This window comes from Halpernia frigidisoli (assembly GCF_900113805.1).
GTDB lineage: Bacteria > Bacteroidota > Bacteroidia > Flavobacteriales > Weeksellaceae > Halpernia > Halpernia frigidisoli.
This window is the reverse complement of sequence record NZ_FOQT01000001.1, coordinates 449,985-476,154: the sequence shown is the minus strand read 5'-3', so window position 1 is coordinate 476,154 and position 26,170 is coordinate 449,985. Positions and strand designations below refer to the sequence as shown.

Sequence of the window (26,170 nt, the reverse complement as noted above, 5' to 3'; positions counted from 1 at the left end):
GCTTTAATTTTCTTAAAGCTTTCTAATTATCTATTCTACAACCACTTTTTTAGCTTTTGGCTTAACCGTGACCGGCGTTTCCTTTTTGGCGGGTTGTGTAGAAGTTGTTTTTTCAACCTTTGGCTTCACTGTTTCTGTAGAAGTTTTCGGAGTTGAAGTTGGTTGCGTCTGTTCTGGGATTGTAGGCGTTTCTCTGTAGATCGGCGGTTGGTAATCCCGAATAGTTGGCGTTGTGGTATCAATTTTAATACGGTACATGGAATTTAGCTGCGATATTTTGCCGCCCATTTCGGCTGGTGTTTTTTTACTTGCCCAAATATCAATCTGCATTCCCTGATCGCGAACAGAATAACTTTCCGGATCCTGATAATATACAAGGTCAGATTCATCTTTACCGCCGTCTTCAAAATCAACTAATCCTACTTCAAAAAGATTTTGAGAGATTATCGCTTTTGCTTCCTGCACGGTTAAACCAACTAAATTCGGAATAGTAATATCTCTTCTAGGTCCCGCGCCTATAATTAAATCTATAGTGGAGAATTTAGGAATTAAAGTTCCCGGTTTTAATACTGAACCATTAAACTGCATTCTGATAACCGCATCACGCTGAATACTTGGCTCATAAATAGTGTCACCAACTTTTAACCCAACCAATTCCAGTTGTCTAAAAGCCAAACCTTTATACCGATCCAAAACATCCGGAACGGAAACCGGCGCCCAGGAACGCGGATTTACTGCCAAACGAACGATTCTGCCATCTTTCACGTGCGATCCAGAAGCAGGATAAATTTTTATAACCTGAAAAGGTTTGTATTTTGGATTATATTCTAAACTGTCAACCTCATATTCTAAACCCTGTTCATCTAAAATTTTAATGGCATTTTGTACAGATTGATTGACCAAAGTAGGAACAACGATCTCTTTGCCGTGATTGGTGTGAAATTCTAACCACCTGAACGTAAGCCAAACCAGTGCGGTAAAAATACCCAAAGCAAGAAGCAAATTTACCAATACCTTCCAGTGGAACATTGATTTCAGCATAGTTTTTATTTAGTTAAAATGTAAACGCAAATATATAAAAATTCTTTTTCGGATTTGGTGACTCCTTTAATTTTAATTCTTTAAATAGATTTTAAAATAAATGATTACCAAAAAACATTTATCTAAATTTGCCTTTCAAATTTTCTCACATGACAAAGAAAAATATTGCAGTCGTAATGGGCGGCTATTCCAATGAATCTGTAGTTTCACTCAAAAGTGGACAACTCATTTTTGATTCTTTAAATAAATACCTTTATAATGTATTTAAAGTACAGGTTTTAAAAGAAGGTTGGTTTTTCATAAAAGATGATGGTGAAAAAATTGAAATAAACAAAAATGATTTCAGCGTTGATCTTGACGGACAAAATTTAAAATTTGACGTTTGTTTCAATATTATCCACGGAACGCCCGGCGAAAATGGTATTTTGCAGGCTTATTGGGACGCGGTTCATCAAAAATATACAGGTTGTAATTTTTACCAAAGCGCTTTAACGTTTAACAAAAAAGACACACTTGCAGTCCTTTCAAAATATAATATTCTTTCCGCAAAAAGTATCTATTTGAGAAAAGGAGAAAGCGTTTCCGAAGATGAAGTTATTGAGAAATTAGGATTGCCGGTTTTTGTTAAACCAAATCAATCCGGTTCTTCATTGGGAATTACAAAATTAAAAGACATTAAAAATCTACAAAAAGCTATTGATTTTGCTTTTGCGGAAGACGATGAAATTTTAATTGAAAGCTTTTTAGATGGTATGGAAGTTTCAGTTGGCGTTCTTGATTATAAAGGTGAAACAATAGTTTTAGGAATTACAGAAATTGTGTCAGAAAATGAATTTTTTGATTATGAAGCTAAATATGAAGGTGCTTCACAGGAAATCACACCAGCTAGAATTGATGAAGATACACGGATAAAAATTGAAAATATTGCCAAAAAAGCTTACAACTCTTTGGGAATGAGCGGTTTTTCTCGTTCAGAGTTTATAATAATGGACGGTACGCCATATATGTTGGAAATGAATACCAATCCAGGATTTTCGCCGGCAAGTATCTTACCACAACAGGCAAAAATTTATGGCATTTCGCTGGAAGATCTTTGCGGTAACGAAGTAGAAAAAGCGCTTTTAAAATAATTATAAAAGTTTAATTTTAGATTTCAAATAAAGTGATTAAATCTAAAATTAATAATATAAAATCTAAAATTAATTTATATGAAAACTGCAGTATTTCCGGGTTCATTTGATCCTATCACGCTTGGTCATTTCGATATTGTAGAAAGAGCGGTGCCGCTTTTTGACAAAATAATTATTGCAATTGGCCAAAATTCTCAAAAGAAATATATGTTTTCAATCGAACAAAGAATGGACTTCATTAAAAAAACTTTTAAAAATTTCCCAAATGTAGAGGTTGATTCTTTTGAAGGTTTAACCATCGATTATTGCCGAAGTAAAGACGTTAATTTTATTCTTCGAGGCTTAAGAAATCCCGCAGATTTTGAATTTGAAAAAGCCATCGCACAAACCAACCGAACTTTGACACAGGACAATAAAATCGAAACTATTTTTCTTCTAACATCTGCCGGAAAATCTTTCATAAGCAGCAGTATTGTGCGGGAAATCATTTCATTTAAAGGTAATTATGAAATTTTGGTTCCGGATGCGGTAAGAGTATGAGTAATAAGCAATCTTTAATAAGTAATAAATTAAATGATGAGTAATCTCGATTACAATCAAATTTTTAGGGACAGAACTAAAAAACTTTGTATTTTAATTTTAAAGGAACTTTCCGTTTTGAAATATTCAGAAGATTTAGCTGTCATAAGAAAACAAATTTATAGGTCTTCGACCTCGGTTGCTGCAAATTATAGAGCAGTTGGAAGAGCAAGATCTGAAAAAGAAAAATTTGCAAAATTGTGCGTCGTTGTAGAAGAAGTAGATGAAACACAATTTTGGTTAGAAGTAATTGAAGAGATGTCATATTTATCAACTGAAAAATTAAATCCCTTAAAAGCGGAATGCGATGAAATTGTAAAAGTGATGACAACCTATAAAAAGAAATTACAAGATAATTTACCCCGATAATTAAACATTCTCCAAATTACTCATTACTCATTAAAGATTACTCATTGAAACATGCACGAGCAATTAAATTTTATCATCGAAATTTTAGGAACGATTTCCTTTGCAATGTCGGGCGCGTTTGCTGCGATGCAAAAACGCTTTGATCCTTTCGGTGTCTTAATTATTTCTTTCGTTACGTCCGTTGGTGGCGGAACTGTGCGTGATATTTTAATTGGCGTACCGGTTTTCTGGATGCATGATATTTTTATTTGCGCCGTCATTTTCGGCTCGTGTATGATCGCAATGCTCATTAAATCTTTAGAAAATAAATTTCGTGTCACTCTATTTTTATTTGATAGTATCGGATTAGGACTTTTTACCATAATTGGTGTTCAGAAAGGACTTTCCGCGCATCTTCATCCTATTATTTGTTTGACATTAGGAACAATAACCGGCTGTTTTGGCGGAATTATTAGAGATATTTTGTTAAACAGAATTCCACTAATTTTTAGAAAAGAAATCTACGCCACGGCTTGTATTATTGGCGGCGCAGTTTTTTTGTTCGCTGTAAAATACCTAACATTTTCCTACACATTTGTGCAAATTTTCACCATTATAACAATAGTTGCGGTGCGAACTTTAGCGGTGAAATTTCAATGGGAAATACCTAAGTTTTACTGGTCTGACAAAAATAATTCTGAAATGTAGAATAAAAAAAATCCCGAAAATTAATTTTCGGGATTTTATATTATTGAAGAAATTGTTTTAAAATTTACCTCTATTTCTCATATTCGGATTATGCATATGTTTTTGCATCGTTGGTAATTTCATTTGGTCTTTAAGCATCTTTATTTGTTCAGTCATCATTCCGGCAGTATCCAGTTTTTTTGCTTCCTCTAAAAGTCTTGCGCCTTCCTGTCTTCTACCCTTTTGTAAAGCACCTGCAGCAATATTTAATGTCGCCATTGCGCGATCATGCTTCATATTTAAACCAAACTCCAGGGCTTTTTTCATGTATGGTTCTACTTTTTGCGGTTGATGTTCGGCTAAAGTTAAGCCTTGTAAATAGTGGTAATAACCATATTGAGATTTGTGCAGTTGTTTTTCATAATCTGTGATACTCGTCAACCAATCTGCAGCTTTATCCATTTTTTGTTTTCGTAATTGCAGAAAAGCCAATAATATAATTTCATTTTTAAAAAATAAAAATATTGGGATTCCAGCTAAAATCACAACAACAATTCCCCAACCTATGTTTCTGTTTAACATCAGGAAAATTCCAGCAGCGATCATTAAGGCGGCAAATAAAAATTTTATATACTTGTTCATTTAATTATTTTAAAGGTGCAAAGATAGAATTCGAAATTTAGATTTCAAAGTTTAAAACACTTTGTTTTTAGATTCCGATTTGATCAGTTTTTTTTCCGTTCCCAGGTTTGAAAACAAAAATCAAACTCATTATTTTCGTCTGCTTCATGGCAGATCTCCTCGGTTTTTAAAAATTCTTTTCCTTTAATTTTTGGAAAAAAAGTATCGGCTTTTAACGCAGTTTTTACCAAAGTCACTTTTAAAACATCCGCAAATTCGATAGTTTGTCCATAAATACTTCCACCACCAATCACGAATATTTCTTCATTAATTTTTTTTGCGAACTTAATAGCTTCCTTAATACTTCCCACGATCAATATTCCTTCTTCAAACCAATCGTCTTTATTGCTGATCACAATATTGGTGCGGTTTGGCAACACTTTACCTATACTTTCAAAAGTTTTCCGACCCATTATTATCGGATGATCAGTTGTCAATTCTTTAAAATGTTTTAAATCTTTCGGAAGATGCCAAAGAAGCTGGTTTTTATAGCCAATTTCATTATTCTCACCCATCGCAACTATCAACGTAACCATTCAATTATTATTTTCGGCAAATTTAAGACATAATTTGTATATTTGATCCGCAAATTTAACATTATAAAAAATTAAACTATGAAAAACAGAGGTTGTATGAGCGCCGGAACAATCGGCATCGTTCTCTTGGTAATTGCGGCAATTGCTTTCTTTTGGGGTAAAAGTGGCTACAATAATTTTGTTACAAAAGAACAAAATGTAAACACAAAATGGTCAAATGTTGAAACGGTTTACCAAAAAAGAGCCAACTTAATTCCAGCTTTGGAAAACACAGTAAAATCTTACGCAAATTTTGAAAAAAGTACACTTACAGACGTTATAGAAGCGCGTTCAAAAGCTACTGCAATTAATATCGATCCATCTAATATGACTGAAGCGGATATGGCGAAATTTCAGGCTGCACAAGGCGAATTGACAGGATCTTTAAGCAGATTAATGGCAGTTGTAGAAAGCTATCCAAACTTAAAAGCAGATCAGCAATATTTGAATTTTCAAAGAGAATATACGGCGATAGAAAACAGCGTGAGAACGGAAACAGTTTATTTTAATACGGCAGCACAGGATTACAATACTTCTATAAAAACTTTTCCAAATAATATTCTGGCAAATTTTACCAACTTTAAAGAGAAACCTTATTTTAAAGCAGACGCAGGCGCAGCAAAAGCACCGGAAGTTTTTAAATAAATAATGGAGTTTTTATCAAATAATGATCTTGCTTCTTTAGTAGAAGCCATTCAGACTGCGGAAAATAATTCTACGGGGGAAATTCGTGTACATGTAGATTCTACCACAGAAACTCAAAATGCTAAAATCGCCTTTGAGATCTTTAAATCATTAAATATGGAACATACGGCACAGAGAAACGCCGTTTTGTTTCATATTAATTTTGAACAAAAATATCTTACAATAATTGGCGACACGGGAATTCATGAAGTAGTAAAACAAAGTTTTTGGGATAAAATTCATGATGAAGCGACCAAAGAATTTGCGCAGCAAAATTTTTGTGATGGTTTAAAAAATGCCATCTTAAAAACAGGTATCGAACTTAAAAAATATTTTCCTGTAACTGGAAAAAATGAAAATGAATTATCTGATGAGATCACTTTCTCTTAAACGTTTTTTAACTTTTTTACTGATTGGTTTTAGTCTGCTAATTTCAGCGCAAAATGTTGCAAAAAAACCAGCAGTTTTATATCCGGTTTACGACGAGGCGGGAGTTTTAAACGCACAGGAAAAAGAAACTTTAAACCAAAAATTAATTAAGTTTTCAGATTCTACTTCAACGGAAATTGAAGTCGTCATCATACCAACAACTGGCGGACAGGACGTTAATTTTCTTGCTACAATGTACGGCGAACAATGGGGAATTGGGCAAAAAGGCGTCGACAACGGTGTTGTTTTTTTAATTGCGACCGATGATCACACCATGTCGATTCAGCAAGGTCGCGCTGTGGAACAATATCTTACGGCTTCGGTTGCAGGCCAGATCATGGATTATCTGGTAACGCCTGCATTTAAACAAAATCAATATTTTACGGGAATTGACCGCGGCACAACTGCGATTATGGAAGCTGTGCAGGGAAAATTTAAACCCATAAAAAAACCCGAAAAAAAGGAAGGCTTGAGTTATTTTCAAATTATGCTGATTGTTTTTGTGATTATTTTTCTTTTTAATTTTCTTAAAAATAAAGGTGGTGGCAATAATGATGACGATGATGTCGGTCTTTCACGACGAGGCAGAAGAAATTATCCCGGTGGATTTTTTCCTTTTCCAATGGGAGGTGGCGGTTTTGGAGGCGGCTTCGGAGGTGGTTCTGGCGGCGGCGGTTTTGGCGGTTTTGGCGGTGGCGGAAGTTTTGGCGGTGGCGGCGCGAGTGGTGGCTGGTAAATTTTAACTAAGATAAAAAATAATGAGAAAAATAAAGTTTTACTTCGGTTATGGTTTAATTATTTTCTGCTGTACATTTATCACTGCGCAAAGCAATTTTAAAAAAACCTCTGGTGATTTTAATAATCTGATCGGAAGCTGGCAAGGTTCTCTAACTTATCTTGATTATTCCAGCGGCAAACGTTATACAATGCCGGCCAATATTGAGGTCACAAGAATAAAAAATACTAATAAATTTATTTTTTCCAATAGTTATCCAAACGAAAAAAGTGCGAATTCATTTGATACAATTTCAATCTCAAAAGATGGTTTATATATCGATAAAGAACTTATAAAATCGCGAAGAAAATTACCGAATAGAACTATCGAAATCATTACCGAGCAAACGGGAAAAGATGGAAACGAAAATAAACCCGCAATTATAAAACATACTTATCTTTTTGGGGCAAAAACCTTTAACAACATAAAAGAAGTCAAGTTTTTAGACGAAAATATCTGGATAAAACGCCACGAGTATTCCTATAAAAAAGATTAAAATAAATAATTCTGATATTAAAACGAAAAAGGTGGCTCATTACGAACCACCTTTTTCTATCAATATAACTAACTAAGTTATTTTAAATCGTAGCGACCAAGATTCATTACTTTCGTCCACGCAGCAACGAAATCTTTTACAAATTTTTCTTTGGAATCGCTGCAAGCATAAACTTCTGCAATCGCACGTAATTCTGAGTTTGAACCGAAAATTAAATCAACTCTGGTTCCTTTCATTTTTACTTCACCGGTTTTACGGTTTCTACCTTCAAATAATTGCTGATCGTCTGAAGTAGCGCTCCACGTTGTGCTCATGTCTAATAAATTTACAAAGAAATCATTAGATAAACTTTCAGGATTTTGAGTGAAAACGCCGTTTTTAGAATTATCAAAATTAGTATTTAAAATACGCATTCCGCCAATTAGAACCGTCATTTCGGGAACTGTTAAGGTTAATAAATTCGCTTTATCCAATAATAATTCTTCAGCAGAAACTGTATATCTTGTTTTTAAATAGTTTCTAAAACCGTCAGAAATTGGTTCCATCACGTCGAAAGATTCTATATCAGTTTGCTCTTGTGACGCATCTCCTCTTCCCGCAATGAAAGGAACTTTTAAATCATGACCAGCATTTTTAATCGCTTCTTCAACACCTGCATTTCCTGCAAGAACGATTAAATCTGCAATTGAAACTTTTTTGTTTCCAGATTGAGAGTTATTAAAATCAGTTTTAATACTTTCTAATTTTGTTAAAACTTCTGCCAATTGTTGTGGTTTATTTACTTTCCAGTTAATTTGCGGTTCCAATCTAATTCTTGCGCCATTTGAGCCACCTCTTTTGTCTGAACCTCTAAAAGTTGAGGCAGAAGACCAGGCGGTGAAAACCAATTCTGAAACAGTTAATCCAGTTTCTAAGATTTTGTTTTTCAAAATTTCTGCTTCTTCATCAGAAATTAATTCATGATCGACAGCAGGAATAGGATCTTGCCAGATCAATTCTTCACTTGGAATATCAGAACCTAAATAACGTTCAATTGGTCCCATATCACGGTGTGTTAATTTAAACCAGGCTCTTGCAAATGCATCAGCAAATTCATCGGGATTTTCATAAAAATGTCTCGAAACTTTTTCATAAGCAGGATCTACACGAAGCGCAATATCCGAAGTCAGCATAAATGGTGCATGACTTTTTTCTGGATTGTGTGCATCTGGAACTGTTCCCGCGCCGCCATTATTTACAGGCTTCCATTGATGAGCACCAGCCGGACTTTTAGTTAATTCCCACTCAAAACCAAATAAATTTTCAAAATAATTATTGCTCCATTGTGCTGGCGTTGTCGTCCAGGCTCCTTCTAATCCACTTGAAATAGTATGTTCACCTTTTCCTGTTTCAAAAGAATTTTTCCAACCTAAACCCTGTGCTTCGATGCTTCCAGCTTCGGGTTCTGCACCAACGTGTTCCGCAGAAGCAGCACCGTGTGTTTTCCCAAAAGTGTGTCCACCTGCTATTAATGCAACAGTTTCATAATCATCCATTGCCATTCTACCAAAAGTATCGCGGATATCTTTTGCAGACAATAAAGGGTCTGGATTACCATCCGGTCCTTCAGGATTAACATAAATTAAACCCATTTGAACGGCAGCCAAAGGATTTTCTAAATCTCTGGAATGTACTTTTCCATCTGCATCGTCATCAGAAACCAAAACACCATGATTTTCATCAACGCCTTCAGAACCATATTCATAACGGATATCTCCAGCCAGCCACTTTTTTTCTGAACCCCAATAAGTATCAACATCTGGTTCCCAAACATCAGCTCTACCGCCACCAAAACCAAATGGCTTTAAACCCATTGATTCTAAAGCGCAATTTCCAGCTAAAATATATAAATCTGCCCAGGAAATTTTTTTGCCATATTTTTGTTTGATTGGCCAAAGCAATAATCTTGCTTTATCTAAATTTACATTATCCGGCCAGCTGTTCAGCGGCGCAAATCTTTGCATTCCTGAGCCAGAACCGCCACGACCGTCACCGGTTCTGTAAGTTCCTGCGCTGTGCCACGCCATTCTTATAAAAAATGGTCCATAATGACCATAATCTGCCGGCCACCAATCCTGAGAATCCGTCATCAAAGTAAAAAGATCATTTTTGACCGCTTGTAAGTCAAGAGTTTTAAATTCTTCAGCATAATCAAAACCTTCATCCATCGGGTTTGTAAGATCTGAATGTTGTCTTAAAATATTAACTTTTAACTGGTTTGGCCACCAATCTCTGTTTGTTGTTCCACCTCCAGAAGTTTGTTTAATAGCTTCATGGTTAAAAGGACATTTGCCCATCGGATTTTGATTATCTGTATTCATTATAAACGTGATATTTTATTAAATTTTGATGGCACTAAATTATAAAAATCTTTCTATCAATTTTCATTTTTTGATTGATTTAAACTATAACGTTTGTTTTGATATTTTTTTAACCAAGAAAAAATCAGTTTTTTTATTTTTTAAAATTTGTTTAAAAAGATTAAACAAACCAATTTTTTCTCTTAATCAAATAGAGAAAATTACTTCTCGATTCTTCACTGAAATAAGCAATTTCAACTTCTCCCCTATTTTCAGCACCTAATTTTTCCATAGCTTTTTGCGACCGAAAATTTTCATTTCCCACATAAAAATTCACATAATCAACAAACTGAAAAATATAATCCAGCATTAATTTTTTAACCTGAGAATTGTAATTTTTACCCCAAAACTTTTTTCCGTAAAAAGTATATCCAATGAAAATACTGTTTTCAATTTCATTAAAATCATAAAATCGAGTACTTCCAATAATTTGGTTTGTCGGTTTGTCAATAATTATAAAAGTGCCTTTACTTTCCAAAGCGCCCACAAAAAAGTTTTCAAAAACCTCTCTTTTAAACCGGTTTTTATTGGGATGCTGAGACCAGACTTCTTCATCTGCGGCTTGAAAAAATAAGGCTTCAAAATCACTTTCCTGCAATGGTTTTAAAATTACATTATCATTTGATAATTCTTTTTGAATAGAAAAATTCATAACAAAATTTATTTCGCTTCTTTTATTTCACTTCTTTCCGAAATCCCATTATTATTAAAGGCTTCTATTTGAAAATAATAAGGATCAGCTCTGTCTGCGCCGCCAAAATAATATTCATTTTTGCCCAGAACCATTATATTTCCGTAAAGTTTATCCGGTGATTTTCCGAAGTAAATATTGTAACCGTCTGCTTTATCATTTTGCTGCCATTTCAACCAAACACTTCTTCTTTCCCCAAATTTCGCAGGATCTGTTCGAAGCGGAACAAAATTTTCAACCTTCACAGGTTTGTCACCAGAACCTTTACCAAAAATTCTTAAACCACTTAAGGCAAATTTTCCTGTGGGCATTTTTAAATTTTGCATTTTAAGAAAACGCGCTTTTGTTGGTTTTTCCAATTCAATATAATCGTGTGGAACGTCTTTTTGATTTTTAGATTTATCAATTAAAATTTTCCAGTTTTTACCATCATCAGAAGCTAAAATTTTATACTGGTGCATTTTGCCTAATGTTTTACCTAAAAATTCTGCATCCTGATCAGCATAATTAATTTGAATAGCATTAATAGTCGAAATTTCTCCCAGATCTGTTTGAAACCATTCACCAGAATTTCCGCTTTTTGCACTCCAATAGGTTTTAATATCTTCGTCAACCGCAAAGTTCGGTTGAAAACCGCCTAAAGTTGAGGAAACCTGAACAGGCTTGTTATAATTGAGCAACATCCAGCCGGCAAATAATCCTTTTTGATGATCAGATTTTTTAGAAAAATCTGGTAAAAAAGTAGGATAATCACCAAAAACAGTATTAGAATAAAGTGCATCATCTTTATCAAAACCTGCGGGCCAAATCCCAGTTCTTCGTTCAAAGTTATTTTTTGTCGAAATACCAATGGTTGAAACATGCCAAAATTGTCCATAATTATCTTCAAAAGTAGCACCGTGACCAGCTCCGCGGGCAAAACCGCCCGGCTTGTAAGAAAAAGGATTCTCTTTTTGATAAGCAAAACCGTCCAAAGGCTGATTGCTGGTGTAAACGCCATCCGCATAACCGCTGAACTCAGTACCTGGCGCAGCATATTGCAGATAATATTTGCCTTTATATTTTGTCATCCAGGCACCTTCTATAAAGGGTTGCAGAAAAACATCCTGATTATTTTCCCCAAATCTTTCCCAACCGTGATCTTCCGGATGAAGTTTCAACAAAGGTTTTACATAGCCGTTTGACTGCAGCGTTTTGATATCAATTTCAGTTCCAATAATAGGAAATTCGTTGCTTGAATACCAGTAGAGAAATAATTTATCTAGCTCTTTATCATACAAAAATCCCGGATCCCACGCGCCAACTTTAAAGTCATTCACTGCGACTTCCCAATCATCGGTTGTTCCATCTTTCGTTTTCCACATGGTAAATTCCGGTCCCTGCGTAGATCCAATAACATACATTTCGTCTTTCATAACAAAAACGGCAGGTGCGCAAAGCTCGTCATAAACCTTATTTTTTGGCAGTAAAAATTTACGGGAAACAAACTTCCAGTCTGCCATATCCGTACTCCACCAATAACCCGCTTGATTTGTTGAAAATAAAAAATATTTATTGTGAAAATTGACGATTACAGGGTCTGCTGTTGCACGATGTTTACCCTGTTCGGCAAAATTTGGTATTGGCGTATATCCGTAATCAATATTAATTGGATTGCAGTACGTTTTCTGCTGAGAAAAAGCAAAAACATTTGTGAAAATAAAAGCAAAAAATGCCAGTTTTTTTAATCCCATAATAATTATTTGAAGTAAATATATAGAAGTATTTTGGGAACAAAAAAAATCAGAAGTAAAAGTTTTACTTCTGATTTGGTTGTCTATTTAGAGAAAGACTTTTAGTTTAAAAGAATTCCCTGGTTTAAAGTTAGATGTTTTGCAGATGAGATGGATGGATTGGTATAAACTTCAGCTTTAGCCCGAATGTTTACAATTTTCTTTAAATAATCCAAAGATTTTGCTTCTTCTATATTAACATCATTTAATTCATAAATATGAATTGCTTCGTGATTTGAAAAAATTTCTTTCACTGCTTTTACTTCGTTTTCATTTTTTGCGGAAACGCTTGTGATCAAAGCATCCTTTTCATTTGGGATAAATTTTGGCGTTCTTCCACCAAATAATCTCGTCCATAAAGTGTCTTCCGTCTTACTTTCTTCATTGATGTAAACTATATAATCTTCGTTTGCAAAACCAAAGTTTTCTAAGTCTGCTGCTAATTTTTTTGCGTCTTGTTGTGTAGGAAATAATCCTATAATAATTGTTGACATATTCTTATTGTTTTTATTCTTTTTTGATACCGCAAAATTAGTAACAATTATTGTAAATACAACAATACATTATAAATAATTAACAGATAAATGATAAAAATCAGAATTTATATTATTAATATATCAATGCGATTTAATCTAAATACCATTTATATGTTTTTAAATGCCTTTTTAATAAATTAAAGTGCCAACTTTTCTTCAATTACTGCAATGGCAGATTTTACATCACGCATTTTTTCCATTGAATCTGCATCGATCTCGATATCAAAAACTTCCTCAACATCCAAAATGACATCCACCAAATTGGCAGAATTTATATTTAGATCATTTATGAAATCTGTATCTTCTGTTAAATTATTGAGCGCTTCCTCATTTTTCACATAAGGTTTCACGATAACTTTTAATTTTTCTATTGCTTCCTGCCTGTCCATTTTTTTTATTTGTTTAATATTTTTTAAAGATAACACATCCGTTCACGTCACCAAAACCAAAACTTACTTTCATTGCAATATTTAAATCCGCAGAAAGCATTTCTGTTGGAATCGATTTTTTTGAAATTAAACTTTCAATTTCAGGTTTTAAATCTTCACAATTGACATTTGGTGCCAAAAATTGATGGTACAATTGCAAAACCGTTGCAACAGATTCCACACTTCCCGAACCGGAAAGACAATGACCAACGAGACTTTTTAATGAATTGATATACGGAAAATCTTTACCTTCTCTATTTAATGCTTTGGTTAAATTTTCAATTTCCATCGCATCTTTTGAAGTTGCCGTTAAATGTCCGTTTATATAATCTATTTCTTTAGCTTCGATTCCACTTTCTAAAATAGCATCTTTTACACACTTTTGAACAGCGATCGAATTTGGTGCAGTCATACTTCCATCGCCTCTTTGTCCACCCGAATTTACATTTCCGCCAAGAATTTCACAGTAAATTTTCGCATTTCTCGCTAAAGCAGATTCCAGATCTTCCACCACAAAAGCGCCAGCGCCACTTCCAGGAACAAATCCTGCTGCCGTTTCACTCATTGGTCGTGAAGCTGCTTCCGGACTATTATTTGATTTAAAATTACAGACTTTTATTGCATCAAAACCTGCCCAAATGTATGGCCCGGAATCACTTGTACTTCCGGCTAAAATACGTTTTGCTTTGCCAGATTTTATTCGATCAAAAGCCATTAATAGACTTTCAGTTCCCGTTGTGCACGCTGAAGAATTTGTTGTCACCTGATTTCCCAAACCTAATTTTCCGCCTAAATAAGCAGAAATTCCGCTGTTCATTGTTTGTGAAACCGCCGTACTTCCCAATTTTCGAGTTTGCAGATCATCAATCTTATAAATACTTTCCCGAAATTTATCGATCCCGGAAGTTCCCGTTCCGAAAATAGTTCCGCTTTCCCAATCTGGATTTTCACTTGCGGATGGTTCTAACCCGGCATCTTTCCAGGCATCTAAACCTGCGATTACGCCGTAAAGAATTCCGGTAGAATTAAAGTTTCGTAATTCAAGTTCAGAAAAATAGTCGCGTTTTTTTTCTTCCGAAATTTCGGGTTTGCCGGAAACCTGACAGGAAAAATTAAGATCTGCCAATTGCTGATCAAATTTTATCCCGGATTTTCCAGTTTTTATGGCTTCTAAAAAATCATTAACGGTAATTCCATTTGGCGCAACAACGCCTAAACCGGTGATCACAACTCTTCTTTCCATAAAATTATTCTTTTATAAATCCGGAAATTATGCCTTCACAAACGATTTCATCTTTCTCATTTTTCATTAAAACTTTACATTTCAATTTATCAAATCTAAAATATATTTTCTCAGAAATCACGGTAACTTTTTCATTTGGAAAAACCGGTTTTAAAAAATCAATTTGCGTCGAACTTAATGCGACCAAACTTTTTTCCGTTAAATCTTTAATCAAATAAATTCCCAGACAGACTAAACCAATTTGCGCCATACATTCTGTTAAAATAACGCCCGGCGTTACTGGATTATTTTTAAAATGACCTGTATAAAAATCTAAGTTTTCATTGAAAGTAAAAGTTCCTGTTGCACCATTTTCATCGACGGAAATTAATTTATCAACGAACAAAAATGGTTTACTATAAGGTAATTTTTCTAAAATAGTTTGACTCTGCAAAGTTTTTTAATTAAATGATTTCCGATATTCTAAAGGTGTAAATTTAGTCTTATTTTTAAAAAGTTTGCTGAAAGATTGCGGATATTCAAAACCTAATTGATAGGCGATTTCACTTACTGAATGGCTTGTTCCAATTAAAATTTCTTTGGCTTTTTCTATTAATTTTTCGTGAATGTGTTGCTGGCAATTTTGTCCCATAAGATTACGAAGATGATCACTCAAATAGGCCGAAGACACGTTCATTTCTTCTGCTAAACTTTCAACCGTCGGCAATTTTAAATCAGAATTTTCCTGGAAATACTTTGATAAAACCAATTCAAATTTGGAAAGAAAATCATTTTTTACCATTTTTCTCGTCAGAAATTGCCGGTCGTAAAATCGCTCACAATAATTTAAAAGCAGATCCAAATTAGAAACAATTAGATACTGACTAAAATGATCCAGTCTTGATTTTATTTCATTATCAATATTTTTAACAATTGCTTCTACCAAAGCGTTTTCATCGTCTGATAAATGAAGCGCTTCATTAGCAGAGTAAGAAAAAAAGTTATAATTTTAATAATTTTACCCAAATTATAATTCTGAATAAGGTCCGGATGAAATAACAAAGACCAGCCGATTTTGTTGCGCTCAGGTTCTGCATCAAGGCTTATGACTTGGTTCGGCGCAATAAAAGACATCGTACCTTCATCAAAATCGTATTCATTTTTACCATATTTTAATTTTCCTTTAAAACTTTTTTTAATGGTAATATTGTAAAAATTCAGAACTAATTTATCTGTTTCATTTATATTTCCTAATGTTTCATTTGCATGATCAATAATCGTGATCAACGGATTTAACGGAACCGGCAAACCCATCAAAGTATGTAGTTCTTTAACGGAATTAATCGTGGTAAAAGTTGGTTTTTCACTTTTCATTATTCAAATTTAAACTTTATAAAGGCAAAAAATCAATTTATTTATTTAAAAAATCTTCCCCTGAACTTCTATCGCTGGTCATTGCTTCAATCACATTTCCTGGATATTCCGGCGGTAACTGGCTGACTTCATCTAATTGTTTTAATTCTTCTTCGTTAAAAATAACATCCACAGATTTCAAATTATCTTCCAATTGGTGAAGTTTCGTTGCACCGATAATTACACTCGTTACCACATTTTGATGCAATAACCAGGCGAGCGCCAATTGCGAAATGGAAACATTTTTTGCTTTAGATATTGGTTCCAAAATATCCAAAATATCGTAGGCTCTCTCTTCATGAAATGGCGGAAATGGAAATTTACTTAATCGTCCACCTTCTTTTTCGGCATTTCTTTTATATTTTCCCGTCATTAATCCACCACTTAACGGGCTCCAGATCATCATTCCAATATTTTGATCTTTTAATAAAGGAATTAATTCCCGTTCCGCATCGCGAACATCCAGCGAATAATTGGCTTGAAGAGAAGAAAACCGGTCTAAATGATTGTATTTGGAATACGCCAAACCTTTCATCAATTCCCACGCGGCAATATTACTCGCGCCAAAATAACGGATTTTTCCACTTCTTACGAGATCATCTAAAGTCCGGATCGTTTCCTCAATTGGCGTCAAAGGATCGGATGTGTGGATCTGATAAAGATCGATGTAATCGGTATTGAGACGTTTCAAACTCGCATCTATTTCCTGCAAAATATGTTTTTTGGAAAGACCTTTATTATTCTCGCCTTTACCCGTAGAGCCACGCACTTTTGTAGCCAAAACCAAATCGTCACGGTTTAAACCAAGATTGCCAATGGCTTTTCCAATCATTATTTCCGAAAGACCTTCAGAATAAATATTGGCAGTATCAATAAAATTAACGCCTGAATCAACGACAGTTTTCATCTGTTCATCGACCATATTTTGATCCAGATCGCCCATGTAATTGAAAAATCCTTTTCCGCCATAATTCATTGTTCCCAAACACAAGGTTGAAACTTTTAAACCTGTATTTCCTAAAATTTTGTACTTCATTTTTATTGTTTTAAATTTATGATGCAAAGGTTTAAATTTAATTTCAATGAAACGTATCCAAAAACATCCATTTACTAATCAAAACAAAGTTTAAGATATAATAGAAATTTTCGATGATTTAAAATTTATGCTTTTAACAAAATCTTATCATATGTTATTAAAAAATATGTTCTTGTATCGCTAAATTTGTCTAATTAAAATATTAAAAAAATGAAACTTTTAGACAAATACAGTTCAAAAAATTTACACTTACAAAACAAAATCGTAATGGCGCCAATGACAAGAAGTCGTGCGGATAATGATGAACACGTCGTTACAGATTTAATTCAAACCTATTATTCACAAAGGGTAACTGCCGGATTGATCATTACAGAAGGTGTAAACATCAGCGAAGAATCTGTTGGTTATATCAATGTTCCCGGGATTTACACGCAAGAACAAACAGAATCCTGGAAAAAAGTAACAACAGATATTCACGCGCAAGGCGGAAAAATTTTCGCACAATTGTGGCATGTTGGCAGAATTTCTCATCCTGATTTTCATAATGGCGAACTTCCTTTAGCGCCGTCCGCAGTAAATCCGGAATCTCAAGCCTACACTTACACTGGATTTAAAGATACGGTTACGCCAAAAGCGATGACCACGGAAGATATTAAAAGAACCGTTCAGGATTTCGTGAAAGCCGCAGAAAACGCGATTGAAGCAGGTTTTGATGGTGTTGAAATTCACGCTGCAAATGGTTATTTATTTCATCAGTTTTTTGCTTTGACTTCCAATAAAAGAGAAGACGAATATGGCGGTTCTATTGAAAACAGAGGCAGAATATTATTTGAAGTTTTGGATGCTGTTGGTAAAAAAGTAACGTTTGAGAAAGTTGGCGTAAGATTGTCGCCAGATTTGGACGGTCTTTTCGGAATGGTAAAAGATCAAGAAACACAGGAAATGTTCGAATACTTGACCAATAAATTGAATGATTATGATCTTTCATACCTTCATTTCAGCGGTTTTACAGAAAAAGGTGATCATCCACAAAAATCGATTTTTGAAACTGCAAAACACTATCGCGAAATTTACAAAGGAACATTCATCATCAATGGTGGATTTTTGAAAGAATCCGCAGAAAAAGCCCTTGAAGAAAACCTTGCAGATTTAATTTCTTTTGGTGTTCCATTTATTGGTAATCCGGATTTAGTACAAAGATTTGCAGTTGATGCACCTCTAAATCAGGCAGACAGTGACACTTTTTACGTTCCGGGCGCGAAAGGTTATACTGATTATCCGGCTTTGAAATAATCGGAAATAATTTTTAAATATTAAGATCAGTTCAGATTGAACTGGTCTTTTTTTTGGCTAAATTTTATTGTAAATGTTCGCCGCCATCGACCGGAATGACGTTTCCGGTCATCCATTTTGCTTCATTTTTGCACAACAAACTCACCACATTGGCCACATCTTCCGACATTGTCAATCTTTTATTTGGATTTCTTTCAATAGAATTTTTTATTAAATCTTCACTTCCGGGAATCATTTGTAAAGATCTTGTGTCCGTAACACCGGCTTGAATGCAGTTGCATTTAATTCCAAAGGGTGCAAATTCCAAGGCAATACTTCTCGAAATGGCTTCCAAACCTGCTTTTGCAGCGGAAACGGCAGCGTAATTTTTCCAGGGTTTTGTGCTTCCTTCGCTAGTGAAAGCAATAATTCGGCTGTCTTCTGCGAATAATTTATTTTCAAATAAAAGTTGCGTCCAGTCGTATAAACTGACCGCCATTGCCTGAAAAGTAATTAGAAAATCATCTGAACTTAAAACCGAATTGTCTTCAGAAACCATCGATTTTAAATTGCCTTTTGCAATGCTGTGAACTAAAACTTTAATCTTAGTATTTTCTAATTTATCTTTTAATTCTGAAATTATTTTCGACTTACTTTCTACATTTAAAGCGTCTAAATTCAAATTTAAAAATGAAATATTACTAGATTTAATTTTCTCAAATTCAGCGGAAATTTCGTTCATTTCTGCGCGTGAATTCCGATGAACAATACAAATATTAAAACCATCCTGCGCTAATTTTTTAGCCGAAGCCAGACCTAAACCGGAACTTCCACCCAAAATTAAAGCCCAATATTTATTATTTTCTACCATTCTAATAAAACACGTTGTGCAGAAAATCCAGGTCCAAAACTTAACATCAAACCTTTTTCACCTTTTTTCGGATTTTGATTGATAATATCTTCTAAAACATATAAAACGGTTGCGCTAGACATATTTCCGTATTTTCTCAAAATCTCTTTTGTTGTATCAATATTTTTTCCTAAATCTGAAAACAAACCTTCCACCATTTGAACAATTTTCTTACCGCCGGGATGAAAAATTAAATAATCAACATCTTCTATTTTTAAATCTTGTTTGGCTAAAAAAGGATGTACAATTTCCGGAAAATGTGCCGCAATTGTATCCGGGACTTCAATATCCAAGATCATTTTTAAACCGGAATTCGTGAGTTGAAAACCCATCATGTGTTCATTATTATAAAAATGATACATTTCTTCGGCAATAATTTTTGGACCTAAATCTTCTTCGTAAGAACTCAACAACGCACAACTTGCACCGTCGCCAAAAATCGCGGCACTCACAATATTTGCCATCGAAAAATCTTCCAATTGAAAAGTCGCGGTCGGCGCTTCCACAGCAATCACTGCGGCGCGTTTATTTCGATTGGCTTCAAGGAATTTTTTAGCATAAATTATCCCTGAAACGCCTGCTGCACAACCCATTTCGGTCACAGGCAAACGAACAATATCCTGTCGAAGATTCAATTTATTAATTAAATAAGCATCCAGAGACGGAATCATAATTCCGGTGCAACTTACGGTGATGATGTAATCTAAACTTTTTGCATCCCAGTTGGTTTTTGCAAGCGCTTTCGTTAAAACCTGTTCGCCAAGAATCACGACTTCACGCGCGTAAATATTATTTTTATCTTCAAAAGAAGTTTCCGTAAAAACTTCTAACGGGTCCATTATTGAATAGCGTTCATCAACGGCGGCGCCTTCGAAAATTTTCTTTACTTTTCTTTTAAAACGGTCATCCTGATCTACCAGCCATTGGTCTAGAAATGGTAGAATCTCATCAGTTTTTCGGGAATATTTTGGCAGTTGTTTGGCAACTGAAACTATTTTTACACTCATATTTTTCATTGCGAGGGACTTCAATTTTCGTCATTGCGAGGATCGAAGCAATCTCTTTCTATTAGTAATAATTATTTTTTTTAACCACAAAGTCACAAAGTATTTCTTCTTTAAGATTCTCAAAGTTCATAGAGTTATACAATTCTTAAAACTCTATGAACTATTATAAAAAATAAAATATCTGCACTACTCTTTGTGACTTTGTGGTTGAATTATAAAGTTAAAATCTATTTCCAAATAATCCATTGCCAACGAAACGCCCATTTCCAGGTGATGCTGTACTTTTTAAAATCTAACTGATGGCTAAATTTTTCTAAATCCGGTTTTTTAAAACCTCTTAAAATTGAGATCAAACCATCATTTGCCGTCATTTTTTCTAATCTAAAAACAAAGATTATGGCTTGAAAAAGTCGGTAAGCAATTTTGCTTCTTTGCAAATCATTAACCACAATTCCTTTTCTGACCAAATTAAAAATAACTTTCATTAAATTTAATATTTCAGGGTCTTTAAAGTGGTGTAAAGTAAGTGTAATTAGGGCAATATCTATATTAATTTTCGAAAAATCGTAAAGAAATATATCTTCCGCTAAATAGGAAATATTACTATAATTTTTAGAATTATTTTCGGCATACCTTATTGTTGCAGCATTTGCATCAATTCCAATTAAATTAAAATTTATGTTTTGTCGCTTTCCATAATCGGCAACCTGCCGCAGCATTTCACCGTCTCCACAGCCAAAATCCAATATAGTGATTGTTTCACTTTTTTGATAATTTTTCAATAGTTTTTCAATTCCCTCGATTGTGACTGAATTTCCACCTAAAAATTTATTGATTCGCGCGAGGTCATCCAAAGCAGTAATCAAACCGTCATTATCCATAGAAAAATCGTCCATTGATTCTTCTAAATCGGTTCTGTAAGTAGTATCTAAAGCCATTATTGATTGATCACGATTTCTTTGCCGTGGGTTTTTTTAATAATTAAAGGAAGTAAAAAAGGTAAATACGTGATGAATTTAGTTAAAGTTTCCGACAAAGCAGAATTTTTAAATATTTTACCTAAAAATCTGCCGTAGCGTAGTCTTTTTTTAAAGTTTAAATTCCAGTTTTTCGAATAATTTTCTTCCATTTCTTGACGGGAAATTTTTTCTTCGAAATATTTTTGAACTTGTTCAGATGCCAATTTTGCGCTGTGAATCGCCATTGCCATTCCGTTTCCGCAAAGTGGATGAATTAATCCTGCAGAATCGCCGAGCATTAAAATATTGTTTTCTACATTTTTTTTCTTCTCAAAATTAACCTGGGAAATCGTCAGAGGCTTATCAAAAATCTGAACTGAATTTTTTAAAACTTTACTTAAATGAGGATTTTTTGAAACTACTTTTTGCTGAAATTCCTCGATATTTTTATGTTTTTTGAAAGATTCAAAATTAGTTAAATAACAGATATTAATCTCATCATTTTCCACTTTTGAAACACCACAATATCCGCCTTTAAAATTATGCAAACCGACAATATCATCGGGGAAACTTCCGGAATAGTGAGATTTAACGGCTAACCACGGCGATTTATTTTGAGCAAAATCGCGCTTCAATTCCAGATCTAAATTTGACCTTTTTCCAAAAGCACCTAAAACAATTTGCGATCTTAAAACTTTGCCGGAATTTAATTTAACTTCAAAAAAATCTTCTTTAAACTGAATGTCATTAACCAAATCTTCTAAAACCTCACAATTTTGAGATAATGCTTTTAAATAAAGTGTTTCATCTAAAATATAACGGCTAATTCCAAAACCGCCAAGCGGCAATTTTGTTTCAATTTCTTTCCCGGATTCTGAGGAAAATTTCAAAGTTTTAATATGCGTAGGTTGAAGCGCTTCAATATTAACATTTAACCAAGAAAAATACGGCAAAACCTCATTAGAAATATATTCGCCGCAAACTTTGTGCTTTGGGTAAGAATTTTTTTCGATAACAACCACAGAAAAACCCAACTTTGAAAGATGAATGGCGGAAGTTAAACCTGCTAAACCACCGCCGATAATGATGATTTGTGCGTCGAATGTTAGATTAATCAAATTCTAAAAGTAAATTTATTTTTAACAAAGTTAAACCTTTCCATCCCGAATCTCATCCACAATTTCAGGATTTAATAAAGTAGAAGTATCGCCGAAATTAGAAAAATCACCTGCTGCAATTTTACGTAAAATTCTTCGCATAATTTTCCCGGAACGTGTTTTTGGCAAAGCAGAAACAAATTGAATTTTATCCAGTTTCGCAATCGGTCCCATCGTGTCAGAAATGACGTTGTTAATTTCTTTCTTTAAATTTTCTTTATCTCTGCTTTCGCCGGTGTCTTTTAAAATCACAAAACCATAAAGTGCGCTGCCTTTCACATCATGAGGAAACCCTACAATCGCTGATTCTGCAACAGCCGGATGAAGATTGATGCTGTCTTCAATAGGCGCGGTTCCAAGATTATGCCCGGAAACAATGATAATATCATCTACTCTGCCCGTAATTCTGTAATAACCAACCTCATCTCTTAAAGCGCCATCACCCGTGAAATATTTTCCAGGAAAAGCGGTGAAATAAGTTTCTTTATACCTTTGATGATCGCCCCAGATCGTGCGCGCAATTCCAGGCCAAGGAAAACGAATGCATAAATTCCCATCTACTTGATTTCCGGTAATTTCATTTCGCTTATCATCCATCAAAACAGGCTGAATTCCAGGCATCGGAAGTGTGGCGTACGTTGGTTTTGTAGGTGTAATAAACGGAAGCGGGGAAATCATAATTCCACCAGTTTCGGTTTGCCACCAGGTGTCAACAATCGGACATTTTTTCTTGCCAACATGGTCATTGTACCAATGCCATGCTTCATCATTAATCGGTTCACCAACAGAACCTATCACTCTTAAACTCGATAAATCATGTTTTTCGACCCAATCTGCAGATTCTTTTGCCAAAGAACGGATGGCAGTTGGAGCCGTGTAAAACTGCGTGATCTTATGTTTTTCGATCACTTCCCAGAAACGATCCGGTTCCGGATAAGTTGGAACGCCTTCAAAGATAACGGTAGTTGCGCCATTTAAAAGTGGTCCGTAAATAATGTAAGAATGCCCCGTGATCCAGCCAATATCTGCGGTGCACCAATAAATATCATTTTCCTGATAATCAAAAACATTTTTAAAAGTATAGGCAGTATAAACCATGTAACCTGCTGTTGTATGCAACATTCCCTTTGGTTTTCCTGTGGAACCGGACGTGTAAAGAATAAAAAGTGGATCTTCGGCATCCATAATTTTCGTCACAAAATCCGGCGATGCTTTTTCAAATAAATCATCCAGCCAAAAATCCCGGCCTTCCTTAAAATCGACTTTACATCCCGTTCGTTTGACCACCAAAACTTTTTCTACTAAAGGTGTTTTTTCTATCGCTTTATCTACAATGACTTTTAAATCTATCGATTTATTACCCCGAAAACTACCATCAGAACAGATAATCACTTTCGCACCGCAATCATTCACGCGGGATGCAACAGCAGTATCTGAAAATCCTGCAAAAATAACAGAATGCACCGCGCCCATTTTTGCACAAGCCAAAACGGAAACAGCCAATTCCGGAATCATCGGTAGATAAATACAAACGCGATCGCCTTTTGATACACCTAGATCCGTTAAAACATTTGCCATTTTGCAGACCCTTTGGTGCAGATCGCGGTAAGAAATATGTTGCGCTTCTTCAGTTGGGTCATTCGGCTCAAAAATGATCGCCGTTTTATCGCCACGTTCATTTAAATGACGATCAAGGCAATTTTTCGTGATATTAAGTTTGGCATTTTTAAACCACTCGATCTTGGCATTTTCCATGTCGTATTTTACGACCTTGTTCCAGCGTTGGTACCAAACAAAATTTTCATCGGCAATTTTATCCCAGAATTTTTTCGGGTTTTTTATGGATTTTTTATATTGTTTAAAATATTCCGGTAAATCGTGAATGACGTAATTTTTCATATTCTTTTTTTAATATTTTCTGTTAGAAGCCGGGAACCTGCTTTCCGCTACAATCTTTTTTTTGCAAAAAAAGGATTTCCACTACAATCAGGGCTAGTTACGACTCGTTTTTTTTACAAAGTTTCTGCTTAAATTTATAAAGACTTATTTTTATATTCCTCCATTTTCGTCTGTAATTCTTCTACAATACTTTCATCATCAATTGTTGAGGGCATTTGGTATTCTTTCGCATCCAACATTGTGCGAATCAATTTACGCAAAATTTTCCCGGAACGTGTTTTCGGTAAACGGTTCACCACCATAGCATTTTTCATACTTGCAACAGCACCGATTTTTTCCCGAATCAATTGAACAATTTCTTTCTCCAAAGTTTTTTCCTCAATTTTTGAACCCGATTTTAAAACAGCGATCGCAAAAGGAATTTGTCCTTTTAAATCATCATCAATTCCGACAACGCAACATTCTGCAACTTCTTTATGGCCAGAAACTACTTCTTCCATTTCCGAAGTTGAAAGTCTGTGACCTGCAACATTGATCACATCATCAACTCTTCCCGTCACGAAAATATAACCGTCTTCATCTTTTATCGCACCATCACCAGAAAAATAGTAACCGGGAAATCTCGTTAAATATCCAGATTTAAAGCGTTCTTCATCGCCCCAAATTCCCATCATCGCGCCTGGAGCCAACGGCAATTTGATGACCAAATAACCTTCATGATGCGCTTCTAATTCATAACCTTCTTCACTGAAAATTTTAATATTATAACCTGGAATCGGTTTTCCAGCGGATGCTCTTTTAATTTTTACATCTTCAATTCCGGGCATTAAACCCAACATTGGCCAACCTGATTCTGTTTGCCACCAATGATCAATTGCAGGAACGCCAACAAATTCTTCATACCAATCCAAAGTTGCAACGTCACATCTTTCTCCGGCTAAAAATTGTGTTCTTAAAGAAGATAAATCGTATTTTTTTACAAAATTTCCGTCTGGATCTTCTTTTTTAATGGCTCGAATTGCAGTTGGAGCCGTAAACATTACCGAAACCTTATGTTCTTCAATCACGCGCCAAAAGGTGCCCGCATCTAGAGTTCCAATTGGTTTTCCTTCAAAAATTACAGTAGTATTTCTGTTAATTAAAGGACCGTAAACTGAATAACTGTGTCCAACTGCCCAACCAATGTCGGAAGCCGCCCAAAATGTTTCGCCTGGTTTTGCGCCATAAATATTTTGCATAGAAAATTTCATTGCAACTGCATGTCCACCATTATCCCGAACAACGCCTTTTGGTTTTCCTGTCGTTCCCGAAGTGTAGAGAATATACAATGGATGCGATGATTCTACGGAAACGCAATCTGCTGGTTCAGATTCTGTCATTAATTTTTCAAAATCAGTCAAGGCAGAATCATTTTTAAAATCGACGCGATTTCCCAACAATTTTCTATCAAATGCAATGATGTGTTCTGGCTTAAATTCCGAAAGTGAAATTGCTTCTTTGACGAAAGGTAAATAAGGAATTCTGCGGGAAACTTCCATTCCGGAACTCGCAGTGATGATCGCTTTTGGATTACAATCATCAATTCTGATGGCTAATTCCTGTGGTGCAAATCCGCCAAAAACAACTGAATGCGTAACGCCTAATCTTGCACAAGCTAGCATCGCGAAAACAGATTCCGGAATCATTGGCATATAAATGATCGCGGTATCGTCTTTATCTAAACCTAAATTTTTTAGTCCTCCCGCAAATTTCGAAACATGCTCTAAAACCTGACTGTAGGTATATTTAATGATTCTGTTTGTTACCGGAGAATCGTAAATAATCGCCACTTGCTCTCCAAATCCATCGTTCACATGTTTATCAACCGCAAGTAAACAGGTATTTAATTCTCCGTCTGCGAACCACGTTGGGTAATTTATTTCGTCGTCGGTCAGGATTTTGGTTGGTTTTTTAAACCATTCAATTTGCTCAGCCTGTTCCCTCCAAAATTCTTCTTTGTTGGTAACGCTTTCATTAAACATTTTATCTGACTTCATAATGGTTT

Annotated in this window: 28 protein-coding genes; 9 read left to right on the top strand and 19 right to left on the bottom strand. The window is 34.8% G+C overall.

Annotated elements, in window-relative coordinates:
• Nucleotides 1-30: 30 nt before the first annotated feature.
• Nucleotides 31-1,041: a PASTA domain-containing protein gene (locus BM238_RS02325; RefSeq protein WP_090078563.1), complete on the bottom strand. Its 1,011-nt coding sequence runs from the start codon at nucleotides 1,039-1,041 to the stop codon at nucleotides 31-33.
• 149 nt (nucleotides 1,042-1,190) lie between these two features.
• On the opposite strand from BM238_RS02325, the gene BM238_RS02320 reads away from it, so the two are divergent.
• The 4 genes from BM238_RS02320 to BM238_RS02305 all read left to right on the top strand — a co-directional run bounded on the left by BM238_RS02320 (nucleotide 1,191) and on the right by BM238_RS02305 (nucleotide 3,806).
• Complete coding sequence (locus tag BM238_RS02320; protein WP_090078562.1) at nucleotides 1,191-2,171, top strand: D-alanine--D-alanine ligase; 981 nt, start codon at nucleotides 1,191-1,193, stop codon at nucleotides 2,169-2,171.
• A 78-nt stretch (nucleotides 2,172-2,249) separates the two neighbouring features.
• Nucleotides 2,250-2,711 carry a pantetheine-phosphate adenylyltransferase gene (coaD, locus tag BM238_RS02315; protein ID WP_090078561.1) on the top strand — a complete coding sequence of 154 codons (462 nt, stop codon included), beginning with the start codon at nucleotides 2,250-2,252 and terminating at the stop codon, nucleotides 2,709-2,711.
• Between the two features lie 33 nt (nucleotides 2,712-2,744).
• Entirely contained in the window at nucleotides 2,745-3,119 is a 375-nt protein-coding gene (locus BM238_RS02310) for a four helix bundle protein (protein WP_233741897.1), read from the top strand.
• A gap of 51 nt (nucleotides 3,120-3,170) precedes the next feature.
• Complete coding sequence (locus BM238_RS02305) at nucleotides 3,171-3,806, top strand: trimeric intracellular cation channel family protein (RefSeq protein ID WP_090078559.1); 636 nt, start codon at nucleotides 3,171-3,173, stop codon at nucleotides 3,804-3,806.
• A gap of 57 nt (nucleotides 3,807-3,863) precedes the next feature.
• Here BM238_RS02305 and BM238_RS02300 read toward each other — a convergent pair whose 3' ends face one another.
• Both BM238_RS02300 and BM238_RS02295 read right to left on the bottom strand, forming a co-directional pair.
• Nucleotides 3,864-4,427 (bottom strand): hypothetical protein, encoded by a 564-nt coding sequence (locus tag BM238_RS02300; RefSeq protein WP_090078558.1) that lies wholly within the window; start codon nucleotides 4,425-4,427, stop codon nucleotides 3,864-3,866.
• 83 nt (nucleotides 4,428-4,510) lie between these two features.
• On the bottom strand, nucleotides 4,511-5,002 hold the full coding sequence (locus BM238_RS02295) for a dihydrofolate reductase (RefSeq protein WP_090078557.1): 492 nt from the start codon (nucleotides 5,000-5,002) through the stop codon (nucleotides 4,511-4,513).
• 78 nt (nucleotides 5,003-5,080) lie between these two features.
• Between BM238_RS02295 and BM238_RS02290 the strand changes: the two genes are divergently transcribed.
• Genes BM238_RS02290 through BM238_RS02275 form a run of 4 tightly spaced genes read left to right on the top strand, consistent with a single transcriptional unit; the run spans nucleotide 5,081 to nucleotide 7,425 of the window.
• Nucleotides 5,081-5,686 carry a LemA family protein gene (locus BM238_RS02290; protein ID WP_090078556.1) on the top strand — a complete coding sequence of 202 codons (606 nt, stop codon included), beginning with the start codon at nucleotides 5,081-5,083 and terminating at the stop codon, nucleotides 5,684-5,686.
• 3 nt (nucleotides 5,687-5,689) lie between these two features.
• A complete protein-coding gene (locus BM238_RS02285) occupies nucleotides 5,690-6,115 on the top strand; it encodes a TPM domain-containing protein (protein ID WP_090078555.1) in 426 nt (141 codons plus the stop codon).
• Nucleotides 6,096-6,890: a TPM domain-containing protein gene (locus BM238_RS02280; protein WP_090079094.1), complete on the top strand. Its 795-nt coding sequence runs from the start codon at nucleotides 6,096-6,098 to the stop codon at nucleotides 6,888-6,890. The genes BM238_RS02285 and BM238_RS02280 overlap by 20 nt, the downstream gene beginning before the upstream one ends.
• Nucleotides 6,891-6,912: 22 nt before the next feature.
• Nucleotides 6,913-7,425 carry a hypothetical protein gene (locus BM238_RS02275; protein ID WP_090078554.1) on the top strand — a complete coding sequence of 171 codons (513 nt, stop codon included), beginning with the start codon at nucleotides 6,913-6,915 and terminating at the stop codon, nucleotides 7,423-7,425.
• Nucleotides 7,426-7,502: 77 nt separating this feature from the next.
• Here the strand turns inward: BM238_RS02275 and katG are convergent, their stop codons facing one another.
• The 10 genes from katG to BM238_RS02230 all read right to left on the bottom strand — a co-directional run bounded on the left by katG (nucleotide 7,503) and on the right by BM238_RS02230 (nucleotide 16,922).
• Complete coding sequence (gene katG, locus BM238_RS02270) at nucleotides 7,503-9,785, bottom strand: catalase/peroxidase HPI (RefSeq protein WP_090078553.1); 2,283 nt, start codon at nucleotides 9,783-9,785, stop codon at nucleotides 7,503-7,505.
• Between the two features lie 160 nt (nucleotides 9,786-9,945).
• Entirely contained in the window at nucleotides 9,946-10,476 is a 531-nt protein-coding gene (locus BM238_RS02265; RefSeq protein WP_090078552.1) for a GNAT family N-acetyltransferase, read from the bottom strand.
• Between the two features lie 8 nt (nucleotides 10,477-10,484).
• Complete coding sequence (locus tag BM238_RS02260; protein ID WP_090078551.1) at nucleotides 10,485-12,248, bottom strand: discoidin domain-containing protein; 1,764 nt, start codon at nucleotides 12,246-12,248, stop codon at nucleotides 10,485-10,487.
• A 101-nt stretch (nucleotides 12,249-12,349) separates the two neighbouring features.
• On the bottom strand, nucleotides 12,350-12,781 hold the full coding sequence (locus BM238_RS02255; RefSeq protein ID WP_090078550.1) for a hypothetical protein: 432 nt from the start codon (nucleotides 12,779-12,781) through the stop codon (nucleotides 12,350-12,352).
• A 179-nt stretch (nucleotides 12,782-12,960) separates the two neighbouring features.
• Nucleotides 12,961-13,212, bottom strand: coding sequence for an acyl carrier protein (locus BM238_RS02250; RefSeq protein WP_090079093.1), 252 nt, complete (start codon nucleotides 13,210-13,212; stop codon nucleotides 12,961-12,963).
• Between the two features lie 13 nt (nucleotides 13,213-13,225).
• Nucleotides 13,226-14,494: a beta-ketoacyl-[acyl-carrier-protein] synthase family protein gene (locus tag BM238_RS02245; RefSeq protein WP_090078549.1), complete on the bottom strand. Its 1,269-nt coding sequence runs from the start codon at nucleotides 14,492-14,494 to the stop codon at nucleotides 13,226-13,228.
• A 4-nt stretch (nucleotides 14,495-14,498) separates the two neighbouring features.
• The gene (locus tag BM238_RS02240) at nucleotides 14,499-14,927 is read right to left on the bottom strand and encodes a 3-hydroxyacyl-ACP dehydratase FabZ family protein (RefSeq protein ID WP_090078548.1); all 429 of its coding nucleotides are present in this window, start codon (nucleotides 14,925-14,927) and stop codon (nucleotides 14,499-14,501) included.
• Between the two features lie 6 nt (nucleotides 14,928-14,933).
• The gene (locus BM238_RS14635; RefSeq protein ID WP_317040665.1) at nucleotides 14,934-15,419 is read right to left on the bottom strand and encodes a helix-turn-helix domain-containing protein; all 486 of its coding nucleotides are present in this window, start codon (nucleotides 15,417-15,419) and stop codon (nucleotides 14,934-14,936) included.
• Nucleotides 15,413-15,847, bottom strand: a complete 435-nt coding sequence (locus BM238_RS14630; protein ID WP_317040664.1) for a hypothetical protein — start codon at nucleotides 15,845-15,847, stop codon at nucleotides 15,413-15,415. Before BM238_RS14630 ends, BM238_RS14635 begins: the two co-directional genes overlap by 7 nt.
• Before the next feature lie 37 nt (nucleotides 15,848-15,884).
• Entirely contained in the window at nucleotides 15,885-16,922 is a 1,038-nt protein-coding gene (locus tag BM238_RS02230; RefSeq protein ID WP_090078547.1) for an aldo/keto reductase, read from the bottom strand.
• A 210-nt stretch (nucleotides 16,923-17,132) separates the two neighbouring features.
• Here BM238_RS02230 and BM238_RS02225 point away from each other — a divergent pair, with 210 nt between their 5' ends.
• Nucleotides 17,133-18,215: an alkene reductase gene (locus BM238_RS02225; protein WP_090078546.1), complete on the top strand. Its 1,083-nt coding sequence runs from the start codon at nucleotides 17,133-17,135 to the stop codon at nucleotides 18,213-18,215.
• 64 nt (nucleotides 18,216-18,279) lie between these two features.
• Here the strand turns inward: BM238_RS02225 and BM238_RS02220 are convergent, their stop codons facing one another.
• From BM238_RS02220 to BM238_RS02195, 6 genes are all read right to left on the bottom strand, one after another.
• Nucleotides 18,280-19,065 carry an SDR family oxidoreductase gene (locus BM238_RS02220; protein ID WP_090078545.1) on the bottom strand — a complete coding sequence of 262 codons (786 nt, stop codon included), beginning with the start codon at nucleotides 19,063-19,065 and terminating at the stop codon, nucleotides 18,280-18,282.
• Nucleotides 19,059-20,111, bottom strand: a complete 1,053-nt coding sequence (locus tag BM238_RS02215) for a type III polyketide synthase (protein ID WP_090079092.1) — start codon at nucleotides 20,109-20,111, stop codon at nucleotides 19,059-19,061. The genes BM238_RS02220 and BM238_RS02215 overlap by 7 nt, the downstream gene beginning before the upstream one ends.
• 227 nt (nucleotides 20,112-20,338) lie before the next feature.
• Nucleotides 20,339-21,049 (bottom strand): methyltransferase domain-containing protein, encoded by a 711-nt coding sequence (locus BM238_RS02210; protein ID WP_090078544.1) that lies wholly within the window; start codon nucleotides 21,047-21,049, stop codon nucleotides 20,339-20,341.
• Nucleotides 21,049-22,188, bottom strand: a complete 1,140-nt coding sequence (locus tag BM238_RS02205) for an NAD(P)/FAD-dependent oxidoreductase (RefSeq protein WP_090078543.1) — start codon at nucleotides 22,186-22,188, stop codon at nucleotides 21,049-21,051. The genes BM238_RS02210 and BM238_RS02205 overlap by 1 nt, the downstream gene beginning before the upstream one ends.
• A gap of 30 nt (nucleotides 22,189-22,218) precedes the next feature.
• Nucleotides 22,219-24,126 (bottom strand): acetate--CoA ligase, encoded by a 1,908-nt coding sequence (gene acs, locus BM238_RS02200; RefSeq protein ID WP_090078542.1) that lies wholly within the window; start codon nucleotides 24,124-24,126, stop codon nucleotides 22,219-22,221.
• A 134-nt stretch (nucleotides 24,127-24,260) separates the two neighbouring features.
• Nucleotides 24,261-26,162, bottom strand: coding sequence for an AMP-binding protein (locus BM238_RS02195; protein ID WP_090078541.1), 1,902 nt, complete (start codon nucleotides 26,160-26,162; stop codon nucleotides 24,261-24,263).
• Nucleotides 26,163-26,170: the final 8 nt, after the last annotated feature.

Excerpts from the sequence above, each read along its gene's own strand:
- BM238_RS02325 (WP_090078563.1), bottom strand. The coding sequence starts at position 1,041 with ATGCTGAAATCAATGTTCCACTGGAAGGTATTGGTAAATTTGCTTCTT.
- BM238_RS02320 (WP_090078562.1), top strand. The coding sequence starts at position 1,191 with ATGACAAAGAAAAATATTGCAGTCGTAATGGGCGGCTATTCCAATGAA.
- coaD (WP_090078561.1), top strand. The coding sequence starts at position 2,250 with ATGAAAACTGCAGTATTTCCGGGTTCATTTGATCCTATCACGCTTGGT.
- BM238_RS02310 (WP_233741897.1), top strand. The coding sequence starts at position 2,745 with ATGATGAGTAATCTCGATTACAATCAAATTTTTAGGGACAGAACTAAA.
- BM238_RS02305 (WP_090078559.1), top strand. The coding sequence starts at position 3,171 with ATGCACGAGCAATTAAATTTTATCATCGAAATTTTAGGAACGATTTCC.
- BM238_RS02300 (WP_090078558.1), bottom strand. The coding sequence starts at position 4,427 with ATGAACAAGTATATAAAATTTTTATTTGCCGCCTTAATGATCGCTGCT.
- BM238_RS02295 (WP_090078557.1), bottom strand. The coding sequence starts at position 5,002 with ATGGTTACGTTGATAGTTGCGATGGGTGAGAATAATGAAATTGGCTAT.
- BM238_RS02290 (WP_090078556.1), top strand. The coding sequence starts at position 5,081 with ATGAAAAACAGAGGTTGTATGAGCGCCGGAACAATCGGCATCGTTCTC.
- BM238_RS02285 (WP_090078555.1), top strand. The coding sequence starts at position 5,690 with ATGGAGTTTTTATCAAATAATGATCTTGCTTCTTTAGTAGAAGCCATT.
- BM238_RS02280 (WP_090079094.1), top strand. The coding sequence starts at position 6,096 with ATGAGATCACTTTCTCTTAAACGTTTTTTAACTTTTTTACTGATTGGT.
- BM238_RS02275 (WP_090078554.1), top strand. The coding sequence starts at position 6,913 with ATGAGAAAAATAAAGTTTTACTTCGGTTATGGTTTAATTATTTTCTGC.
- katG (WP_090078553.1), bottom strand. The coding sequence starts at position 9,785 with ATGAATACAGATAATCAAAATCCGATGGGCAAATGTCCTTTTAACCAT.
- BM238_RS02265 (WP_090078552.1), bottom strand. The coding sequence starts at position 10,476 with ATGAATTTTTCTATTCAAAAAGAATTATCAAATGATAATGTAATTTTA.
- BM238_RS02260 (WP_090078551.1), bottom strand. The coding sequence starts at position 12,248 with ATGGGATTAAAAAAACTGGCATTTTTTGCTTTTATTTTCACAAATGTT.
- BM238_RS02255 (WP_090078550.1), bottom strand. The coding sequence starts at position 12,781 with ATGTCAACAATTATTATAGGATTATTTCCTACACAACAAGACGCAAAA.
- BM238_RS02250 (WP_090079093.1), bottom strand. The coding sequence starts at position 13,212 with ATGGACAGGCAGGAAGCAATAGAAAAATTAAAAGTTATCGTGAAACCT.
- BM238_RS02245 (WP_090078549.1), bottom strand. The coding sequence starts at position 14,494 with ATGGAAAGAAGAGTTGTGATCACCGGTTTAGGCGTTGTTGCGCCAAAT.
- BM238_RS14630 (WP_317040664.1), bottom strand. The coding sequence starts at position 15,847 with ATGAAAAGTGAAAAACCAACTTTTACCACGATTAATTCCGTTAAAGAA.
- BM238_RS02230 (WP_090078547.1), bottom strand. The coding sequence starts at position 16,922 with ATGAAGTACAAAATTTTAGGAAATACAGGTTTAAAAGTTTCAACCTTG.
- BM238_RS02225 (WP_090078546.1), top strand. The coding sequence starts at position 17,133 with ATGAAACTTTTAGACAAATACAGTTCAAAAAATTTACACTTACAAAAC.
- BM238_RS02220 (WP_090078545.1), bottom strand. The coding sequence starts at position 19,065 with ATGGTAGAAAATAATAAATATTGGGCTTTAATTTTGGGTGGAAGTTCC.
- BM238_RS02215 (WP_090079092.1), bottom strand. The coding sequence starts at position 20,111 with ATGAGTGTAAAAATAGTTTCAGTTGCCAAACAACTGCCAAAATATTCC.
- BM238_RS02210 (WP_090078544.1), bottom strand. The coding sequence starts at position 21,049 with ATGGCTTTAGATACTACTTACAGAACCGATTTAGAAGAATCAATGGAC.
- acs (WP_090078542.1), bottom strand. The coding sequence starts at position 24,126 with ATGAAAAATTACGTCATTCACGATTTACCGGAATATTTTAAACAATAT.
- BM238_RS02195 (WP_090078541.1), bottom strand. The coding sequence starts at position 26,162 with ATGAAGTCAGATAAAATGTTTAATGAAAGCGTTACCAACAAAGAAGAA.